Source organism: Acidobacteriota bacterium (assembly GCA_016703965.1).
Lineage (GTDB): Bacteria > Acidobacteriota > Blastocatellia > Pyrinomonadales > Pyrinomonadaceae > OLB17.
Window position 1 is genome coordinate 331,628 of the sequence record JADJBB010000021.1, and the last position, 19,605, is coordinate 351,232.

Here is a 19,605-nt window from a genome sequence, read left to right on the forward strand (position 1 = left end):
CCAACTTGAGTGATACGCCCTTGCTTACGCGCCGGCTTGTGCACCGCGCGGATTTTCGCATTCTAAAACGGCAGACTACCTTTCACCTGATCGAACACTTTGCCGAAAAGAAAATCAGTAATTCCGATCTTTTCGTGCGAGCGGTCATATCCGACGAGTTCGACATAGGCCCGTCCGCCGACGTTTTGCTGACCTTTAGTACCTGAAACCTCACACGCTCCTTCCCAGTAAACGATCATCGTCGAACCGCGAGTGTCGAGTTCCTGATCCTTGATGAGCGGACGGATATTGATGTCGATATCTAAGGCGGCGACCCGAACCCGCCAGCTGCTCGGGTATTCGGCTCCGGTTTTGGGGCTGGTCCAAGTGTCGGTCGCCTCGATAACGAAATCGGAACGCGTGAGATATTTGCAGGTACCGTCTGCATTAACAAAAGTCCCGGTAGAATCGCTCTTCACGTGGCCTTCTGCATCGTCAAACTGATAGATCATCAGCTCAGTATCGTCGTCGAACTGGATGCTGAACCAATCCCATTCGCCCTGTTCCCAGATACCGTATTCGCGGTCCATCCAGGCGTTGCCGGTGAAGCGGTCTAGTTCGCCGTCTCTCGTCATCTGGCCGTCGACCTTCATTCGGGTGTAAGAAAAATGGTTCGATGCTCCAGATTTTTTAAGCGTGATGCCGCTCCCATTTTCGCCATTGAGAACGATCGGTTTGTCAGATTCGAGGACGGCATCAAAAACAGTTCCGTCACTGAGCGTAGCGTGGAGGATGTGTTTGCCCGCCACCTCACGCAAAGACCAATCTCCCAACCGCACGTCGCAGGCTGTTTCGCTCATCGAGACGGGCGTATCTAGCGGCTTATTGAAACTGCGAACGTGGTCGTATCGGAAAATGCCGGCTGTGACGTCAGAGATCGCAAAATGGGCGAAATACATTGGATTCGCGAGGGCGGACATCGGGAAGACGCCGATCTTGTCGAGGTCAGTGCGGCGTTTGAAGAATACGAGCTCGAAGCCGAATTCGCGGCCCGTCTCGGTCTTGCAGTGACCGGTGTAGTACCACCATTCGGTCTGCACGTCAGCTTGCGCGTACAGAGCCTGCGGCAGCGTCACCGTTCCGTCGGAAGGAGCATCGCGAAGCTTCCCGCCGCTATTTCCGAGCAGGTCAGCGATCCCGTCCATCGCTGTCGAAGCATAATACTCAAGGGGTTCAAAAAAGCTTTTGTTCATACACCTTACGTTTCGCTGAAAATTATAGATCGGATCCAAATCTACGGCGAAAATCTCAAAAAATATTTCAATAACGCAAGAGTATACGGTTTCGCATTCTTCGCATGAGAAATCAGCCGATCCGTGCGAAAATGTTCTCATGCTGATCCATATTGTTTGCTGGAAATACAGGCCGGATGTTGACGAGAGTGCTCGGATCGAGCATCGCGAACGTCTCGCGGCCCTTGCCTCACTTATACCAAATATCAACAGCCTCGATGTAGGCAGTGACATTTTGCATCTCGACCGTTCGTTCGATACAGGCCTCGTAGCGCATTTTCCCGACCGTGAGGCGCTTGACCATTACACCGATCATCCCGAGCATCAGGCGGTTGTGGCTATCGGGCGGGCGATCGCAGAAAAGGTCGTGTCTGTCGATTTCATGCGGCCGTTCTAGCCGCTGCCTTGTACTTATTCACGAAAAGCAAACGATTTCGTTACTACGAACATCATAAGGAAGCTATATTTAGACGGATTTTTGCGGGTTACTGAATGATGACTAAGTTTATTACAAGCGGATTTAAGATCGCCCTTTTTTCAACGCTGCTCTCGCTGCCGATCCTTGCACAGCAGGTTAAGCGAACTCCTTTTGACGTTACGAATTATGTAATGGACGTTGCCCTCATACCGACTGAGCGGAAGCTGAACGCGACGGTTGACGTCACCTTCACACCGCTCGAAGACACGCGGACGGTTTCATTCGAGCTTAATGGTTCGCTCAAGGTCGACACGATCACGCGACAGGACAAAGTGCTTGTGATGACACCCGCCGCTCCGGTCTCGCCCACCGCTCCAAAAGCGACGCCGAAACCGGCCGTTCAGCCGGCCGTGAACCCAGTTACATTTGTTCAGGACCAGTCAAATAGCAGTGATCTCGGCCCGCACGTTCGTATCGATCTGGGCGACAATGTGACAAAAGGCACATCGGTCACGCTTCGTTTCAAATACAGCGGCGTTCTCGACACTCCGGCCGGCGGCCCACTGCTGTCAAAACGTCTTGCTTCGGTTGGTGACACTAGCGGCTATCTGATGTATGCGGCTCGCTGGTTCCCTTTTCACGATTATGCGGCCGATCCGTCAATGGCGGACATAAGTATCTCACTTCCCGCCGGATTTCAGCTCGTCGGTTACAGCGATGCTCCGGTGACGAATGTTGGCGGCAAGAGCCGTTTTGTGCAGTCAACGCCGGCTCTGATCGGTAATTTTGCTTACGGAAAATACGCGCAGAAAACTCTTCGGATCAGCGATCAGGAACTACAGTTCAATACCCGGCCCGGCAGCGAGGCTCAGGTTGCGGCGTACGGTGAAACGCTCGGTAAAGCTTTGGTTGATTACACCAAACGCTTTGGCCCGGCAGATTACGGCAAAAAGCTGATCGTCGTTCAGATCGATGACGAAAGCCTCGATTTTTACTCGTCGAAGGGCATGCTCTTTATCGCCTCTCGTCCATTTGAAGAAGCTCGCGACATCACCTACTCGAGACTTCAACGCGAAGCGGCGTTTCAATGGTGGGGCTTGACCGTTGGATTGAAATCTTTTGACGAAGCATGGCTTTCGCAGGGGTTGGCCGAATATTGTGCATTCAGCCTGCGCGAGAGTGAGACCGACGGAGCAAAGCTCGACGGGCTTCGCCGCGAACTCCTTGAGAAATCACTTACGTTCGAACAGACGGCTTCGCTACTGCGTGCCCCGGCAAATCTCGATGATCAGAGCAGTGCTTATCAGTACATCATGTACGCGAAAGGGGCATTCGTTTTCAAGCTTCTTCGCGAGACGCTGGGTGACCAGAAATTTGACCAGCTGCTTCGCACCTATCTGCAGCAATATCGCGGCAAGAGTGCCTCGATCGACGATTTTGAAAAGCTGACGACGCAGGTCGCTGGCCAGCCGATGCGTTACTTTTTTGCCCGTTGGGTCGAGGGAACGGGCGTGCCTGAATTTTCGAGCGATTATCTGATCATCAGGACGAAGGGTGGTAAATTCGTCACGCGCGGCACCGTTAAGCAGAATTACGACAACCTTCGTCTGCCGGTCGAGGTTCAACTCCGTTCGGAAGGCGATCAGGGTATCACGACCGTCAAGCTCGATATGGAAGAGGCAAGCGCCGATTTTAATATCGAATCGACCGGAAAGCCCATAAATGTCGTCATCGACCCGGGCTACAAACTGCTGCGCATCTCGCCCGACCTTCGTGTCTCATCTATTGCCCGCCGCGGCATCGAGCAGTTCAAGGAAGGTAACTACGTTGAGGCTCAGGCACAGTTCGAAGCGGCGTTAAAGCTCGACCGTTCAAATTCCTGGATCTATTACCACCTCGGCCTGCTTTTCCTCGAACAGCGAAACTTTGACCTCGCGATCGATAATTTCAAAGCCGCTCTCGCCGGAAACCTGAATCCGGCGTGGCTATCGGTCTGGTCCAATATCAAAATGGGCAACGCCTACGACGGCAAAGGCGACCGCACGCGAGCCGTAGCTGCCTACAAACGCGCCGAGGCTCTCGGCGATAACTACGACAATGCTCAGGAATCGGTTAAGAAATATCTTGCCAATCCTTTCGACCCGAAAGAAAAGCAGACGACGGCGGCGAAATAGTTGTCGCTTTTCAAACCAAAAAACGTCAGCGGCCTCGGCGATCTGCAGAGCCCGCTGATTTTTCATCATGCAAGCGCCGCCAAGATCTACGGAAACGAATGGTAGAGTAGTTTTCGTCGAAATACCTTTGACCAAACAGGCAAATAACTCTACCAATCAAAGCATTTTCGAAGGACAGACAGGCAGCTTCCTACGACCAATCGTACCTTTTCGCGTTTGGAAATGGGTTAAATAGGGGTTTTTCTTTAAAGTGTGAATCGATTCACACTTTTATAGCGGGAATCTGAATGGCTCATCGAAATGTACATTTTTATCACCCCAAAAAATTGAAAAGAGGCTGCCTTTTCCGGCAGCCTCAATTCGTTCCCCTTGTTAATGCCGTCAGCTAGAAGTTAAGCCTGAAAGCAAACTGGACCTGTCTGTTCGAGCCCAGTCCAACAGTTCGTCCAACGGTCGAACGAAGCAGGCCGAATGTCGCACCGGCCGCACCCTGCGTGAATGCCTGGCCCGGCTGCACGACGTTTGATGTCGATGCCGAATAAACACTCGTGGTCGCGTTGAATGCCAGATTCGGCAGAGCATTGCTAAGGGTCGTTGACGGGTTAGCAAAGTTCGTCTGGTTAAAGATGTTGAAGAACTCCGTTCTGAACTCAAAGTTCACCGATTCCGTAAATCTGAACCGTTTCGCGAGAATCATGTCGAACTGACGGAATGTCGGCCCTGACAATTCATTTCTCTTGAAATCGCCCCACTGGCCCGGTGCTGGTGTTGCAAACGCAGCCGGATTGATGAAGTTACGGTCGTTGTTGAGATACGGATCGACTCCGGCGACCAGATTAGGACGACGGATGTTTCGCGAGTTGCCGCCGCCGGGCGTGTTGACGACAGCGACAAAGCCGGTCGGCAGCGACGGGAAGCTCGTTCCGAAGGTCGGAAGGTTGGCAACGAAACCATTGGCAAATGTACCGCCGGATCCATTCGGACAGCCGGCCGCAAGCGTGCATTGAACCACCACGTCCGGACGAACCACCAGGACCTCAACAGGCACTCCGCTGCGGGCGTTGACGATGCCGCCGACTTCCCAACCGCCGAGCAGTGCGTTTCCAGCACGGCCGAGATCGTAGGTTCTGCCCTTTCCGATCGGCAGTTCGTAGAGTGCACTCAGGTTGAACGTGTGGCGTACGTCGAAGTTGTTACGGCCGCGGTCAGCCTCGAAATTATCGAGCTGAGCGGACGTACGAGCCTCGTTCGAACCAGCCGTGTTGCCTTCGCTCTTGCCGAAGGTGTACTGCAGGTTCATTGTCAAACCAGTACGGAAGCTACGCTGAAGTGACATCTGCAGAGCATTGTACCTGTCGTCACCGCCCGAAGTTTTGTAGTCGACCTCTGCATATGGGTTAGAAACCGTCGTACCGCTGACGATGCTGAATTGGCGGATCGTGTTTACACCTATCACCTGTCCAGTAGCGTTGGTGCGGTTGACCACGCCGACGCCGGTCGGAATATTGGATCCGTTGAGGATCGTCGTCGATCCAGGAAGGATCTGGTTGGCGACGCTTCTCAAAAACAAGTTGCGGCCCTGGCTGCCAACGTAGGCGACCGTCGAGGTTAGGTTGTATGGCAACTGCTGCTGCCAGGAGAAGCTGTACTGAACGATCCGCTCGGGGATCTTGTAGTTGTTCGAGTACGCACGCGGCTGATAGCTGCGGTTAGTCGGGTTACTTGCAAAGTTTGAGATGATTCCCGAAATGTTTGCAGGGAATGCGAGCAGCGTTCCGCTCGTGATGGTTGAGCTGATACGGTCGCTCTCGATCGGCTGGATCTGATCTTCCGTCTGGCCCGGGCCATAATAGAGGCCGATGCCGCCGCGGAATACGGTCTTGCCGCCGGAGAAGAAGCCCGTGCCATCCTGATCCGGCGACCAGGTCAATGCTACACGCGGGCCAAAATTCGATTTCGAAGATTGGAAAGCGGCTTCGGTCGGCGGTTTCAAAGTTCCGGTCGTAATGTCGAGAAGCACCTGCAAGTTGCGGTCTTCGCGAAGCGGAGAGTAATATTCGTATCGCATGCCGTAGCTGAGTGTTAGACCCGGTTTGATCTTCCACTCGTCTTGACCATAGCCGATATAGTATTCCTGCTTCGCCAAACGCTGACCGGTTGCACCGTTATTGAACGGGCTCGCCGCACTTACGTCGCCGAGGTATTGAACCGAGGTCGGTGTGTTTGCGAGGAAACTCGCCAGATTTGAAAATGTGTAGGTCGTCCCGCCGAGGCGGTCCGTGTACATTCGGATCATGCGATATTCACCGCCAAATTTGACGTTGTGATTGCCGCGGATCCAGCTCAGGCTGTCGATAAAGCCGAGCGAATACGGTGTATATGGTTGTCCGCGGCCGTTAGTCGCCGAGTTGGCTCGAACGAGACCGCCGGGGATCGAGATACCCGAAGAAGTTCCCTGTCCGGCAATTCCCGTATTTGCCACGCTGCCCGAAATATTCAACGTGATGGCCGAAAAATCGAGTCCGTTCACCGTTGGGGCCTGACCGTTCACACGGGTTCGGGCACCATTGAAACCGACCTTGAATTCATTGATGAGCGTGCCGTCGTTCTTCAGGAGCGATTGCAGGCCGGCAACGCCGTTCTGGGGTGTTGCCTGGATCGAAACGACCCGGCCTGAAACACCCTCCGGCGAGATGTCCTTTCCTTCGTCGCGGAAGTAGCGGAGGTAAACCTTGTGATTCGGGTTCACCTGATAGTCGAAACGCGCCGCAAATGCTTTTTCGTCCGTCTTCTCAAGATCCTGAAGCTGCAGGATCTCAAAACCAGACACTGCCGATCCGCCGGGAACGACCGTCGCGGCCGATGAGCGGAATGCCGCGATAAAAGGCTGGATCAGTGGATTTACAGGAGTAGATGTTCCCGGGATCAAAGCTCCAGGTGCTGCAAGCGACAGGGCCGGAGCGGCCTCAACAAAGTTCAGGCCAAATCGCCCGCGGTATTGTTCGTAGCTGCCGAAAAAGAAGAGTTTGTTCTTGATGATCGGGCCGCCGATCGAACCGCCAAACTGATCGAGTTTGAGAGGGCTCTTATCGATCCCGGGCGATGAGTTTTCAAAGAAGTTGCGTGCGTCCAGCTTGTCTCGGCGCAGATACTCAAACACTGAGCCGTGAAATTCGTTGCCGCCTGATTTTGTGACCACGCTGATCTGGCCGCCGGTTCCGGTTCCATACTCGGCTGGAAAGTTATTCGAATCTACGCGAAATTCCTGTACATTCTCGAGGCTCGACTGCAGACGGAAAGGCGACGGTATCTCACCGTTCAAGTTACCCGGGCTGGCATCAATGATGGCAGTTCCTTCTACCCCGTCGTACCGAATTACGTTCTGGTTATTTGCACGACCCGAGAAGCGGATGTCTGAGAAGGTTCCGGTTCCGCTGTTGACACCGCCCGGAGCCTGCAGATAGAGCTGCGAAAGCTGACGGCCGTTGACCGGAAGTCCTTCGACCTCGCGGGCGTTAACATTCGCACTCATGCTGGCAGACGAGGTGTTGGCGATCGTATCCTCGCCAGACACGATATCAACCTGCACAGAAACGCCTTTTGCCTGAAGTACCAGGTCAAAGTTCAATTGCTGACCAACAAGAAGATCCACGGACTTTTTCGTCGTCGTTTCGAAGTTCGTCCCGCTGGCTGTTAGGGTGTACTTCGTAGCCTTAAGAGCCACGACGAGGAACGAGCCGTCAGAGCCTGCTGTAACCGACCGCGTTTCGCCGGTCAATTCATTGGTAACGGTTACGGTCGCTCCTGGAATGACGCCTCCGTTGGCATCTGTGACCGTACCTGCAATGCGCCCGTCGGCCTGGGCAAAAGTGCCCACCACAAAAGTGATCATTACGATCAGTAAAATAGAGATTCTGGTAGAGAAATCTTTAAGTCTCATAATACTCCTTAGAAAAGGTTTAAATTTAATTGCGACGCAAACGCGCCCGGCAGATGCCGGGCGTCCCCTTGCTTAAAGTCCTGGAAATCGGGTTATCAATCGAAAGGGTAGGCGAAAGAGGTTACGCGGGGGTGACAATCAGGTTAAATGAACGTTAAATCTGCGGTGGAGGTGATCAGAATGTTAAAAAGATGGAGGATCCAAGATTTTCGTTATCGGTTCCAAAGATAAGGCCGCCGTTGAGGCCGGGAACGAAATCAAAGGCTTCGACTTTTTGATAGGCAAAGCGAAAGATGGGCGTGAAAAAAGAGGATTGGGCAAAGGTCGTCCGTTTTTGCTCGTCCGTTCGCAAAACTCCGGCGAAATAGAAAGCCGACGAAAATGGCCCGTCGTTGCCCGGATCTGAGGCCGACGTAACGAAAATGGCCCCGGACGTGTCGGCCTTCAGATCGGAGATATGCCGGACGTCATTTGCCGGGAACGGCACACGAAACGTGGCTGATCCGACATCTGAAAACTTATGTTCATCGAGGTCAAATTTGCTCCAAAAGATGGTCGCTGGCTTCGTGGGGCTGCCCCGTTCGGCCCAGACAGCTGTAAGCGTCCCGTTGATCTTCTGAAGATCGAACGCCTCGAAATCAGCGTCTTTCGGGATGGAAGGCACGTCAAACGACTTGATCACGTCAACCGTCGCAGACTTAATGTCGATCTTTATGTGATAGGCACGGCCAGCGGCAGTAAAAGCGATAAACTGGCCGCTAACGCCCGGAACCGATGTGACCGCTTCAATATCCAGAGCGACGTCATTTGTCCACTTTAGCGGCGTATAGAGCGGTGAATCGCTGCCCGTTATACTGATCAGCGTCGCGTGCATCTGTTCCGCTTTCTTGTTGTCATGGACAACCAGCAGTGTCGTTGTCTGCTTCGCCTGACCGATCACAGCCATTCCACTAATATTCGATTGCCGGCTGCCGCCCACGGGACGCCATTCTTGAGCGATGGCGGAGGAAACGAAGCAGGATACGAGGAATAAGGCGGTAGCAAAGGATCTTAGAAGCATGTATTTTAATATCTCGATAATGAGATCCGGCGAGCAGTTTATAGCAACTGCTCGCCGGATCCGTCTTTTTAAGTAAGCATCAATTGAACCGATCTAGAACGTAAACCTGGCTCCAAGCTGCACCTGACGAGGGCCGCCGAAACGTGCGGTTGACGGAGCACTCGTCGGTTCGCCGGCTCTGATGAACGGGAAGAACCCGGTCGGGCAGGTAATGTTCAGCGGGTTCGCGGTGTTGGCCAATGCAGCGCTGCTCGTGCAGTAGTTGTTGATCGCGTCCACGCCAAAGCCTTTATTCGTATTTCTTGTTACGTTATAGACCTCGGCTGAAAGTTCGAGCTTCTTTGTCTCGGTAAACCGGAAAGCCTTCAGCAGACGAATATCCATGTTAAAGAAGTGTGGCTGGCGGAATGCAAAACGATCGGAGATCTTTCCGCCGATCACGACGCGTTCATTGGCGTCGTTAGCGTCTCCATTCGTATCGCTTCCATCCTCGACGACGGCCGTATAGGGAAATCCGCTTCTTGTCACAATGATGCTGCTAATGGTAAATCCTTTGCCGAGATCGTAGAGGCCGCTGATATTCAGGTTATGACGAACGTCCTGTTTCGACGGCCCGGCTTCGAGTTTGAGATTCAACGGATTCAAGGTCGTCTCGCGTGAGAAGCTGCGTTCATTCGAATCGTCGTCGCGGTTATTGGCAAAAGTATAATTCGCCTCGAACTGGAAACGGTTCGCGAACCGGCGTCGCAGTGAGAGTGTCAATGCGTCGTAGGTCGAGTGAGCCGACGATTCGTTGATCTCAAGCTGAGCGATGGTCGTATTCGGACGCGTCGTCGACCAGCTGAGATAACCATTCGCAAGGACGGTGGGCGGGAAAAGGTTGCGGTCGATGCGGCGCTGAAGGTTCCATGTCGAGTTGCGGATATATCCGGCGGTCAGCACAAGTCCTTTGGAGATCTTTTGTTCTACCGTTGCCGAGAACTGCGCCGATCTTGGATTCTTGAAATTCGGGTCAAAGCCGAAAACACGCTGTTTCAGAACATACGGAGCAAGAGCCGGCGTAAGCGTTGAAAATCTGTTTGGGTACGTGATCAGAGCATTAGGCCCGCGAAGCAGACAGTTAGGCAACGCCACAACGGCCGAATTACGGCAAGCGGTGACCTCGGCGATCTCGATCTCCTGCACGGTCAGGCCGTTATCGGTCGAGACACGCTGAAATAGGTTTGCCGGCGTCCGGGCGGCAAAAATACCTGCCGAAAGCCTGACAACCGTTTCGCCTTTGCCTCGTACGTCATAGGCTAACCCGAGCCGCGGCTGCCATTGCTTGAGATCGTTAGGGATCAGGGCAGTGACCGGGAACAGCGGATTCGGCTTTTTGGGCTGCGGATTTATCTGCGCTTCCCAACGAAGGCCAAAGTTGAGCGACAGTTCGCTCGAAACCTTATATTTATCCTGAACAAATAGAGCAAATTCCTTCTGCGTCCCCGTGTAAACAAGGTCGTTCGGATCAGCCGAGGGAAGCGACTGGCGGAAACGACGCGGCCGTCCGGCGGCATAGTTGTCGATCGATGTCGCGCCTTGCTGCGTGCGGCTTTCAAAATCGAATCGCGGCTGCGTGTTTGACTCACGCTGCTGCGTGACATCATTTATGTTCGCGTCAAAGCCAAACCGGACTTTATGGCTTCCTGCCTCGTAACTGACGTTATCGGTGATCTGGTATCGTACGGTTTCAAAACGACGCGGACGAGCACGGTCGCCGCCGAGCGTACCGAAATTTGCGATCACGGCCTGGCCTGAGGTCGTATTCGGTTCCTCGATCCGCTTGTCGGTTCCGATCTGAGCCCTTACTTCATTAATAAATCTCGGGCTGAGAACGGATACCAGCGATCCTTTCAAGCCGTGGCTCTTGGTTCCGCGAGCGTAATTCCCCTCAACCGCAATGTCCTGCCGCGGATTCTCGAAGCTGAAGTTTTCGCCACGGAATCGGGTGTAGCTGTATTGAATATTCAGCGTATTGGCCTGGTTAAGAATGAAATCGGTACGGGCAAATAGCGCGGTCGGGTTATTTGTACCGCGCTGTTCCCCCTCAAGCGCCGAAACGCTTGCCGGGACGGTTGCACCGGGGATCGTCTGAAATTTCACCACGAAGGGAACGCGCAGGTAATTTTGCTCAAGGCCAACAAAAAAGAACGCCTTGTCCCGCTTGATCGGCCCGCCGATCGAACCACCGAACTGATTCTGGGCGTTGTCAAGATCCTGGCCGAACGCATCAGGCGAGGTCAACTGCTTGTTCCGGTTAAAGTAAAAGACTTCGCCGCGAACCTCGTTGGTTCCCGATTTTGTAACAGCGTTGACAAAGCCGCCGCCAGTACGGCCGACCTCCGCAGTCGCACCGGAACGAACGACCTGAAATTCACGGATCGCAGTTTGCGGAAAGAAGAATACCTGCTCGTTGCCGCCGCGCTGGTTTCCCTGCAGAGCGTCGTTAAAATCGGCACCGTCGACGGCTACGTTCGAATTAATAGAACGCTGGCCGGAAATAACGAGGCCGTTGCGATCACCTTCTTGAATAACCGCCGGTGTTAGCTGGGCAAACTCGGTAAAATTACGTCCACGAACCGGCAGGTCGCTGACGAGCCGCGGAGAGATCGTCGTTCCTGTCGATTCCGTTTCTGTACCGATCGTATCGGAATCACCGGTGACGTCGATCGAAACGCTGGCCCCTTGCGGTGCTAACGTGATCTCGATCGGCGTGGTTTCGCCGACCCTGAGTACAAACGTCATCGGTTTTTCAGCGAAGCCCTGCGACCTCGCTGTCAGACTGTACGTCCCGACCGGCAGGACACTTGCCGAAAACGAGCCATTGGCTCCTGAAACGACTGTGCGCTCGAGGCCGGTATCTTTGTTTTTGATAACGACCGTAGCTCCCTGAATTACGGCACCATTTTGATCTTTAACAGTTCCTTCGACGGCAGCACTGCCGGAATCGGACTGAGCGATCAATGAAAAAGTTGATATTAAAATTATGAGGACAAAGATAGAGATCGATCTTATGCTAACCGAAACTTTCATGTTAACTCCTGTTCTGTGGCTGCCGCTTAAATAGCAGCTTGCAATATTCGTCTTGAAGGATTTGGATTCAACTAACGAGAGTATTGCGGCAGTTTTAACAGGATGTGAACACGACGTTAATTTGGTGTTAATTCTTATTTTTTGATCGAGGCCCTGAGCGGTCCTGCATACAGGTCTCTTTTTTATCAGAATTCAGTCTGCTGATTTTCATTCAGAAAATTAATGAAATATTCAACGATTTGCTTCGTAACGCCGGTCAGTAGATATAGTGAAGTCTTGGTGAAGTCAACTAGTTCATCAACTGAATGGGTCGGCTCATCACCGGAACCAAAGGTTACGCCTACTGTATTGTCTGTGACGATCAGTCTATTGCGGCGTTCATATTCGATGCCAAGCCCTTTAATGATCGGAGGTTTACCATGCACCCACTCATCGCGGTAGTCTCTGGTTTTTTTCCAATCCTTCGAGTCTCTTAAAGTGAGAATTGATTTCGTGATTTCGTGCTTTGGTAGGTTCTTAGCGAGGTATTTGCCAACTATTGCTTGCTGACTTGAAACGCCTAGTTTTGTTGATTTCTTAAAATCCGTTATTTTGCTTTCAATATCGAGAATACTAACTATTGCATTAGCGAGATGTTCGGCTGAGGCATAAAGGCGAAGGGCTACATCGTCCGCGTAAAACTTACCGAAGAACAAAGCAAGATGGTCGTTGGGCGGATCACTCTTTTCTCGATACCAAACCAAATGTGCAAGGCCTTCAAACAGAGCATATCTTGCCTCTTGCAGAACCGATGTTGCGTCTTGCAGACAAACTGCCGCTATGGGGTTTGTACTACCAACTGGAAACCCCATCGAGATCATGCCCGGATCCAATTGGAGAGAGGAACACCTGACTCCGTCAACGTCCGGTAGCTCATCATTAACTTTCGAGGCGGTTTCGCTATCAAGTTTTCCTCTGCTCATCCGTTTTCATATATCAAATTATCGTTGTCACGATCTCACGAATGCTGCGCTGCAGCTCACGGTCGTCGGTGATCGGAGAGCAGATCGCAACCTCGGCGGCGTCGATGGGTGGGATGCCCTGGGCGATCATTTGGGCGGCGTAGATGAGGAGGCGGGTTGAGACGCCTTCTTCGAGGCCGTGGCCGCGGAGGTTTCTCACCTTTTGGCCGATGGTGACAAGGTCGGCGGCGGTTGCGGTGTCGATGCCGCCTTCTTTGGCGACGATCTCGGTTTCGGACTCGGCGTTCGGATAGTCGAATTCCATCGCGACGAAGCGCTGACGGGTCGATTGTTTGAGGTCTTTCAGGATCGACTGATAGCCCGGATTGTACGAGACGACCAGCATGAATTCCGGCGGGGCCTCGATCACCGTTCCGCGTTTCTCGATGGGCAGACGGCGGCGGTCGTCGGTCAGCGGATGGATGATAACAACGGTATCTTTGCGTGCCTCGACAACCTCGTCGAGATAGCAGATCGCACCGGCTCGGACAGCAGCGGTCAACGGGCCGTCGTGCCAGACGGTTTCTTCGCCCTCGAGTAGGAAGCGGCCGACAAGATCGGTGGACGAGAGGTCTTCGTGACAGGCGACAGTGATCAGCGGGCGATTGAGCCGATGCGCCATGTATTCGACAAAACGCGTCTTGCCGCAGCCCGTCGGGCCCTTGAGCATCGCGGGAAGCTTGGCCGCGTAGGCGGCTTCAAAAAGCTCGACCTCACGCCCGACCGGCAAATAATAGGGTTCGTTTGCGACCTTGTACTGTTCGACTGCTAGTTCCATAAAGATTTGATTCTAGCTGAAAGGTTTTTCAGTGCCAACTTGCATCAGCTAAACGCCGCGCGTAAAACTGCAATAGTTATGATCGAGATCATTCAGGTACAAACCGAAGACGAGATCGAAGCCGCGCGGCTGATCTTTCGCGAATACGAAAAATGGCTCGGGCTCGATCTCTGTTTTCAGGGATTTGAGGCTGAACTCGCCTCATTGCCCGGCAGATATGCACCGCCCGACGGCAGGCTTTATCTTGCGTACTCGGGCGGAAGACTCGCGGGATGCATCGCCTTGCGCGATCTCGGCGAAGGTATCTGCGAGATGAAGCGGCTTTTCGTTCGAGACGAGTTTCGCGGGCAAAAGATCGGTATTGCGTTGATCGAAACGATCATCGAGGATGCTTGTGCGACCGGCTATCAAGCTATAAGACTCGACACATACCCGCCAAAAATGGGAAAAGCCGTGAGTCTCTATGAAACCCACGGCTTTCGACCGATCGAACCGTACTACGATAATCCAAACGACGGCGTGCTATATATGGAACTCTCGTTTTAAAAATTACATTCCGCTGCCAAAGCTCGAACCGTACGCGTTAGGGGGCGGCGGAGCCATGTTAAATTGCTGCCCTGCCCATGGGAAGACCTGCCGGAATGCGAACACGTTGGCTATAAGAATCAACGGAAATGAGATGAGAAAAGCTCCGACGCAGATCATCAGTACGCCGACGAGCATGACCAGGATCTCAAATATCATTAGAACGAACAGGCCGCCGATGTTGCTCATTGCGGCTCGGGCGCTGAGTTTTATCGCGTCGATCGGGCCGATTTCGTTTTCCATAGCGAGCGGTATCGCAAAAAACATGATCATCCACCAGACGATCGCAATTACCATGAAAACCAGGCCGACGACAACGCCGATCAGAGCGAGTCCACCCGCCAGAACGCTGTTATCACCAGATTGAAAGAACTGGTAATCGCCATTTTTCCCGCCGAGGCCGATTTGGCCGATATCGATCGTAAATCGCAGGATCTGAGCGATCACCCCCGGTATCGACTGGATCAATCCGATGACCATCAAAGGAACGAATTTCTCGAAACCTTTGAACATCATGCCGAAATCCACCGGTTCGCCGCGCATATCTCTGAGAGCGACGAAAAAAACGCCACCCATTATCGGGCCCATGATAAAGATATTGAGACAGGGGATGCAGCCGGTCAGCAGCATTGCAACGATCGCAATGCCGAGATACATGCCGTAATTTTTCTTCAGCATGTCCCACGCGTTACTTACACAGCCGCCGGCGTCGATCGCACCAGGTACAAATTGAATGGCATTCATATGTTTTGTTTGAGGTTCTACTTGTTGATCGATGTTACCCCAAACGCACACAATTTCAAACAAAAATCCGTTCGAAGCAGCGACTGTCTAGCTGCTTCGAACGGACTAATGAGCAAAAATCCCGATCGGGTTTTTATTGAATTGGCTTTCTCGGCATTTTCTCGTCCATCATTGCGGTCTGATAGACAAAGGTCGCGAGAATGATCGACATCTGCTTCATGTCATCAGCCTGAATACGGTCGAAAACGTCCATGTTCGAGTGATGTGTTCTGGTGTCATACTCGACAGCATCCTGAATGAACTGGAAGCCCGGTAAACCGATACCGTCGAAGCTAAGATGGTCGGTTCCGCCCGTATTCGAAAGAGAAAGCGTATTCGCTCCCATTTCCTTGAACGGTGCCAGCCAGTTGCGGAAGATCGGCCTGACAGCTTCATTTCCCTGCATATAGACGCCGCGAACTTTACCAGTTCCGTTATCGATATTGAAATAAGCTGAGAGCTTGTCATATTCAGCAAGCTTTGTCAGCGGCTGAGGTGTTTGGTTTTGACCGCCTCCACCGCCGCCGCCGAATGCCGGAGCATTTGGATCACCGCGGTAGCCGAAGTGCTGGCGAACGTAAGCACGCGAGCCAAGCAATCCCTGCTCTTCACCGCTCCACAGGCCAACGCGGATCGTACGGCGAGGTTTGAGGCCGAGGGTCTGGAGAATGCGGACGGCTTCCATCATAACGGCGCAGCCTGCGCCATTGTCGGTTGCACCGGTTCCGGCCTGCCACGAATCAATGTGGCCGCCGAGCATGACGATCTCGTCTGCTTTGTCGGTACCCGGGATCTCAGCGATCGTGTTGTAGGACATCGGATCAGCATCCTGAAATTCGACAGCCAGGTCTACCGTCATCGTAACTTTTTCACCGGCATCGACCATGCGGGCAATGCGGTTGTAGTGTTCGACCGCGGCACTGATCTGGATAGGAACTTTTGCGGCTTTATCGCGAACTGTCGGGTTTGGCACGCCTGGCGTCGGGGTTGCCGGCGGAACGGCTGCAGCTCCCTGCACAAAGATCGTACCGCCATCGCCGCGTCCGGCGTCAAGCAAGATCGCTGCACCTTCCTCTACCAAAAATCTCATTCTACGGCCATTGAACTGGGCCGCCTGAGCAAAATTGCCTCCCGGGCCGCCAGGTCCGCCAGCCGGAGCACCGGCCGGGCGGCGAGCTGCTGCCGGATCAGGAGCATCGGCGAGAGCGAGCAGTTCGGCATCCGTAAAACGCTTGCCCGGAGCTTCGAGCCAAGCTTTGACCTCGCGCGTTGGGCTCATGAGGATGATCTTGCCTTTCAGTTTGCCTTTGTATTGTTCGAGATCTTCTTCCTTTGTGGCGTTAAAGCGAACGACTTCGCCAGTGAACGCAGTACTAGTGCTTGCCGGAGCTGCAGCAGGTTTTCCTTTTGCTTTCGGATCGACCGGCGGCGGAGGCGGCATCAGCGTGTCGGTACCGGGTGACCATGCTTTTGGGTATGAGATCACTGGAAAGGCGGTCGGGCCGTCAACCATTGCATAGTATCGCTTGAGCGTCCATCCGCGTCCGAAGGGTCCCCACGCCTCGAGGTGTGCATTCTGCAGCCCCCAGCTTGCCATTTGATCGCGTGTCCATTCGTTCGCACGCTTGAGTCCCGGCGAGCCGGTCAGTCTCGGCCCAATGACGTCGCTCATGTAGCTGAGGGTTTTCATAACCTGCGAACGGTTCATTCCCTCGTCTTTGATCTTATCGACGATCTCCTTTGGAGCCTCGTAAATTTTTGGTGCTGTTTGTCCGAACGTGAACGCCGGAAGCAGGAATGCATGGATCAGCAGCACGCCCGCAATTTTGCGTCGAAGCATAATATTATTTCTCCTAAATTTTAGTTGGATCTTTAATCAGATTTAGGTATTTATACCACAAAAGCCGTTAAAAGGTTGCAGTCCCGAGCTGTGAAAACACCTGTTTTTTACTGTAAAACCGCCCCGAAAGTGTAAAGAATTGTAAACACTTAGAGTTACGCTGCAAAAACGAAAAAACCGCCCGGAAACGAAGAACGATAGTTCATCATTTCCGGGCGGTAGCTTGAAAGCTAATTGATGCTTACTTAAATTCCTTCCGCGGCATTTTCTCGTTCATCATTGCGGTCTGATAGACGAAGGCAGCCATGATCGTTGCCGCCTGTTTCATATCATCGCCTTGAATACGGTCGAAAACGTCCTGATTCGAGTGGTGTGTTCGAGTATCGTACTCGATCTCATCCTGTATGAACTGAAAACCCGGCAGTCCGATGCGGTCGAATGAAAGGTGATCGGTTCCGCCGGTGTTCGACATGGTCAGGGTTTTAGCTCCGAGATCCGAGAATGGTGCGAGCCACGCTTCGAAATACGGGCGAACCGCCGAATTGCCCTGCATATAAACTCCACGGATCTTTCCGGTTCCATTGTCGAGATTGTAGTAGGCAGAGAGTTTGTCGTAATCAGCACCTTTAACCAGCGTAGGTTTCGCACCGCTTGGATCCGGGGCTCCAAATAGATTTGGCCCGCCGGTCATGTCGCCGAGATGCTGCTTGACGTATGCGGCTGATCCGTAAAGCCCTTGTTCTTCGCCCGACCACAGGCCGACGCGGATCGTGCGGCGTGGTTTCAGGCCGCTAGCGATGATAATGCGTGCCGCTTCCATCGCAACCGCGACACCGGCACCGTTGTCGGTTGCTCCGGTTCCCGCGTGCCACGAATCAATATGGCCGCCGAGCATAACCAATTCGCTCTTGAGCGTCGGATCACTTCCGGGGATCTCGGCGACCGTGTTATAAGCCATCTGGTCTTCGTCGTAGTACTGCGACTGGATATTCACCGTCATCTTTGGCTTAACGCCATGCTGGATCATCCGAACCATGCGGTTATAATCCTCGGTCGCGACAACCATCTGAGGGATCATCTTTGCCTCGGCCGCCTTCTGCTGCGGCGCGAGACGGTTCGGGTTCGTGAAGTATTCCATGATGCTCGCCGGGATCGGCTGAGCCACATCTGCACCCTGTACGAAGATCGTTCCGCCGCTGCCGTTTCCGCTGTTATCGATCGCGACCGCCGCTCCTTCTTCCACCAGGAAGTTCATCATTTTGAGGCCGAGCATGAAGCGGGCGATACGCGGAGCCATCTGCGGCGAAGAAAAATCAACCGCCGGAGCAGCCGGTTTTTTCGGGTCGTTCGGATCTGGAGCGGCGGCGAGTTTCGCGAGTTCGTCGTCGCTCAGCCGTGCTCCCATTCCGCCAAAATCTGCTTTCAGCTCACGCGGTGCCGACATTAGCACGATCTTGCCTTTCAACTGGCCTTTGTACTTAGCAAAATCCTCGTCCTTTTTGATCTCAACGAAAACCACGTCACCGGTGATCGGCCCTTTGGTCGACGGTGACCAGGCTTTTGGAAATGCAAGTAAAGGCAGCGTTTGCGGATCAACGATCTCGGCCGAGAAGCTCTTCAAAGCCCAGCCGCGGCCGAACGGGCCCCAGGCTTCGAGCTTGGCGTTCTGCATTCCCCATTTCGCCATCGTGTCGCGCGTCCATTCGTTGGCACGCTTTAGATTTGGCGAACCGGTCAGCCGCGAACCAATGACATCGGTCAGGTAACTGAGCGTTTGCATCACCTGCGAGCGGTTCATTCCTTCATCCTTGATCTTTTCGATGTCGGCCTGCGGCGCGGTGTAAACCCTTGCCGGAGCCGTTCCCTGAGCAAAGGACAATGTAGGTACTAAGAAAGCGTAGATGAGAGCTGCGCCTAAGATCTTGCGTCGTAACATGAATATTTCTCCTGAAAATAGTCTCGCGAATTTAAAGAGGTAATACTAATATCGCGGCGAAAATGTTTCAATCGCCGCGATAGCTTGGTATCAAAGTAATGTTCTTGCTAGATCGTTGACCAGGTAAGAGTGAACGCCGGCGGCATGTTCTTCAGAACGAGCGGGCTGCGGCGTGATTTGCCGTAGCGATTCTTCATAAATTCGCGAAGCTTGATCGCCGGCGGAAGGTAATAGCCGTGGGCGTACTGAAATATCCTCAATTCACAGCCTTCGTCCATGAATTTTTGTAATTCAACAAGAACTGCCTGGCTGATCTCCTTTGGCAATGAAACGAAAGGAAGGCAGCAAACAAGGTAACGCACTTTACCGAGGCCGGATTCCCTATGGATCGAATATGCATCAGTGGCATTGCCGCAGATGATATTCATATCCGGATACTTTTCGTTGAGGGTTTTTACCAGGTCAGGATCAAGTTCGAGGCCAAGATATGAGGCTTTGCTTGGAACGATCTCGCGAAGGAATTTTGTGATCGCTCCTGTTCCTACACCGAGTTCGAGCACGATGTTGTGATCGTCAGGATGAATTCCCTGCAGCATTTCTGCCGCCAGTTCAGGCGAACTCGGCGCTATCGCGCCGACCTTGGCCGGATTCTTAAGAAATGCTTGTAGGAACTGGAGATTCTCTTTCATGCGTAGCTTATCCCAAGCTGTTACCGAGCTTTACATCTTATCGACGGATGTTACGATT

Annotated in this window: 13 protein-coding genes; 3 read left to right on the forward strand and 10 right to left on the reverse strand. The window is 53.1% G+C overall.

What is annotated here, in order from left to right:
• Positions 1 to 62 precede the first annotated feature (62 nt).
• A complete protein-coding gene (locus IPG22_08945) occupies positions 63 to 1,232 on the reverse strand; it encodes a hypothetical protein (GenBank protein MBK6588409.1) in 1,170 nt (389 codons plus the stop codon).
• A 139-nt stretch (positions 1,233 to 1,371) separates the two neighbouring features.
• Here IPG22_08945 and IPG22_08950 point away from each other — a divergent pair, with 139 nt between their 5' ends.
• Positions 1,372 to 1,668 (forward strand): Dabb family protein, encoded by a 297-nt coding sequence (locus IPG22_08950; GenBank protein MBK6588410.1) that lies wholly within the window; start codon positions 1,372 to 1,374, stop codon positions 1,666 to 1,668.
• A 98-nt stretch (positions 1,669 to 1,766) separates the two neighbouring features.
• Positions 1,767 to 3,863, forward strand: a complete 2,097-nt coding sequence (locus tag IPG22_08955) for a tetratricopeptide repeat protein (protein MBK6588411.1) — start codon at positions 1,767 to 1,769, stop codon at positions 3,861 to 3,863.
• A 385-nt stretch (positions 3,864 to 4,248) separates the two neighbouring features.
• Here IPG22_08955 and IPG22_08960 read toward each other — a convergent pair whose 3' ends face one another.
• The 5 genes from IPG22_08960 to IPG22_08980 form a co-directional block, all read right to left on the reverse strand.
• On the reverse strand, positions 4,249 to 7,803 hold the full coding sequence (locus IPG22_08960) for a TonB-dependent receptor (protein ID MBK6588412.1): 3,555 nt from the start codon (positions 7,801 to 7,803) through the stop codon (positions 4,249 to 4,251).
• Between the two features lie 175 nt (positions 7,804 to 7,978).
• The gene (locus tag IPG22_08965) at positions 7,979 to 8,863 is read right to left on the reverse strand and encodes a hypothetical protein (protein ID MBK6588413.1); all 885 of its coding nucleotides are present in this window, start codon (positions 8,861 to 8,863) and stop codon (positions 7,979 to 7,981) included.
• Between the two features lie 93 nt (positions 8,864 to 8,956).
• Positions 8,957 to 11,935: a TonB-dependent receptor gene (locus tag IPG22_08970; protein ID MBK6588414.1), complete on the reverse strand. Its 2,979-nt coding sequence runs from the start codon at positions 11,933 to 11,935 to the stop codon at positions 8,957 to 8,959.
• Between the two features lie 185 nt (positions 11,936 to 12,120).
• Entirely contained in the window at positions 12,121 to 12,897 is a 777-nt protein-coding gene (locus IPG22_08975; protein MBK6588415.1) for a hypothetical protein, read from the reverse strand.
• A 13-nt stretch (positions 12,898 to 12,910) separates the two neighbouring features.
• Entirely contained in the window at positions 12,911 to 13,714 is an 804-nt protein-coding gene (locus tag IPG22_08980) for a CbbQ/NirQ/NorQ/GpvN family protein (GenBank protein ID MBK6588416.1), read from the reverse strand.
• A gap of 78 nt (positions 13,715 to 13,792) precedes the next feature.
• On the opposite strand from IPG22_08980, the gene IPG22_08985 reads away from it, so the two are divergent.
• Positions 13,793 to 14,260 carry a GNAT family N-acetyltransferase gene (locus tag IPG22_08985; GenBank protein MBK6588417.1) on the forward strand — a complete coding sequence of 156 codons (468 nt, stop codon included), beginning with the start codon at positions 13,793 to 13,795 and terminating at the stop codon, positions 14,258 to 14,260.
• A 3-nt stretch (positions 14,261 to 14,263) separates the two neighbouring features.
• Here IPG22_08985 and IPG22_08990 read toward each other — a convergent pair whose 3' ends face one another.
• From IPG22_08990 to IPG22_09005, 4 genes are all read right to left on the reverse strand, one after another.
• On the reverse strand, positions 14,264 to 15,043 hold the full coding sequence (locus tag IPG22_08990; protein ID MBK6588418.1) for a hypothetical protein: 780 nt from the start codon (positions 15,041 to 15,043) through the stop codon (positions 14,264 to 14,266).
• A gap of 133 nt (positions 15,044 to 15,176) precedes the next feature.
• Positions 15,177 to 16,922: a M20/M25/M40 family metallo-hydrolase gene (locus IPG22_08995; protein MBK6588419.1), complete on the reverse strand. Its 1,746-nt coding sequence runs from the start codon at positions 16,920 to 16,922 to the stop codon at positions 15,177 to 15,179.
• A gap of 241 nt (positions 16,923 to 17,163) precedes the next feature.
• Positions 17,164 to 18,858 (reverse strand): M20/M25/M40 family metallo-hydrolase, encoded by a 1,695-nt coding sequence (locus tag IPG22_09000; protein MBK6588420.1) that lies wholly within the window; start codon positions 18,856 to 18,858, stop codon positions 17,164 to 17,166.
• A gap of 107 nt (positions 18,859 to 18,965) precedes the next feature.
• Complete coding sequence (locus IPG22_09005) at positions 18,966 to 19,547, reverse strand: methyltransferase domain-containing protein (protein MBK6588421.1); 582 nt, start codon at positions 19,545 to 19,547, stop codon at positions 18,966 to 18,968.
• Positions 19,548 to 19,605 lie beyond the last annotated feature (58 nt).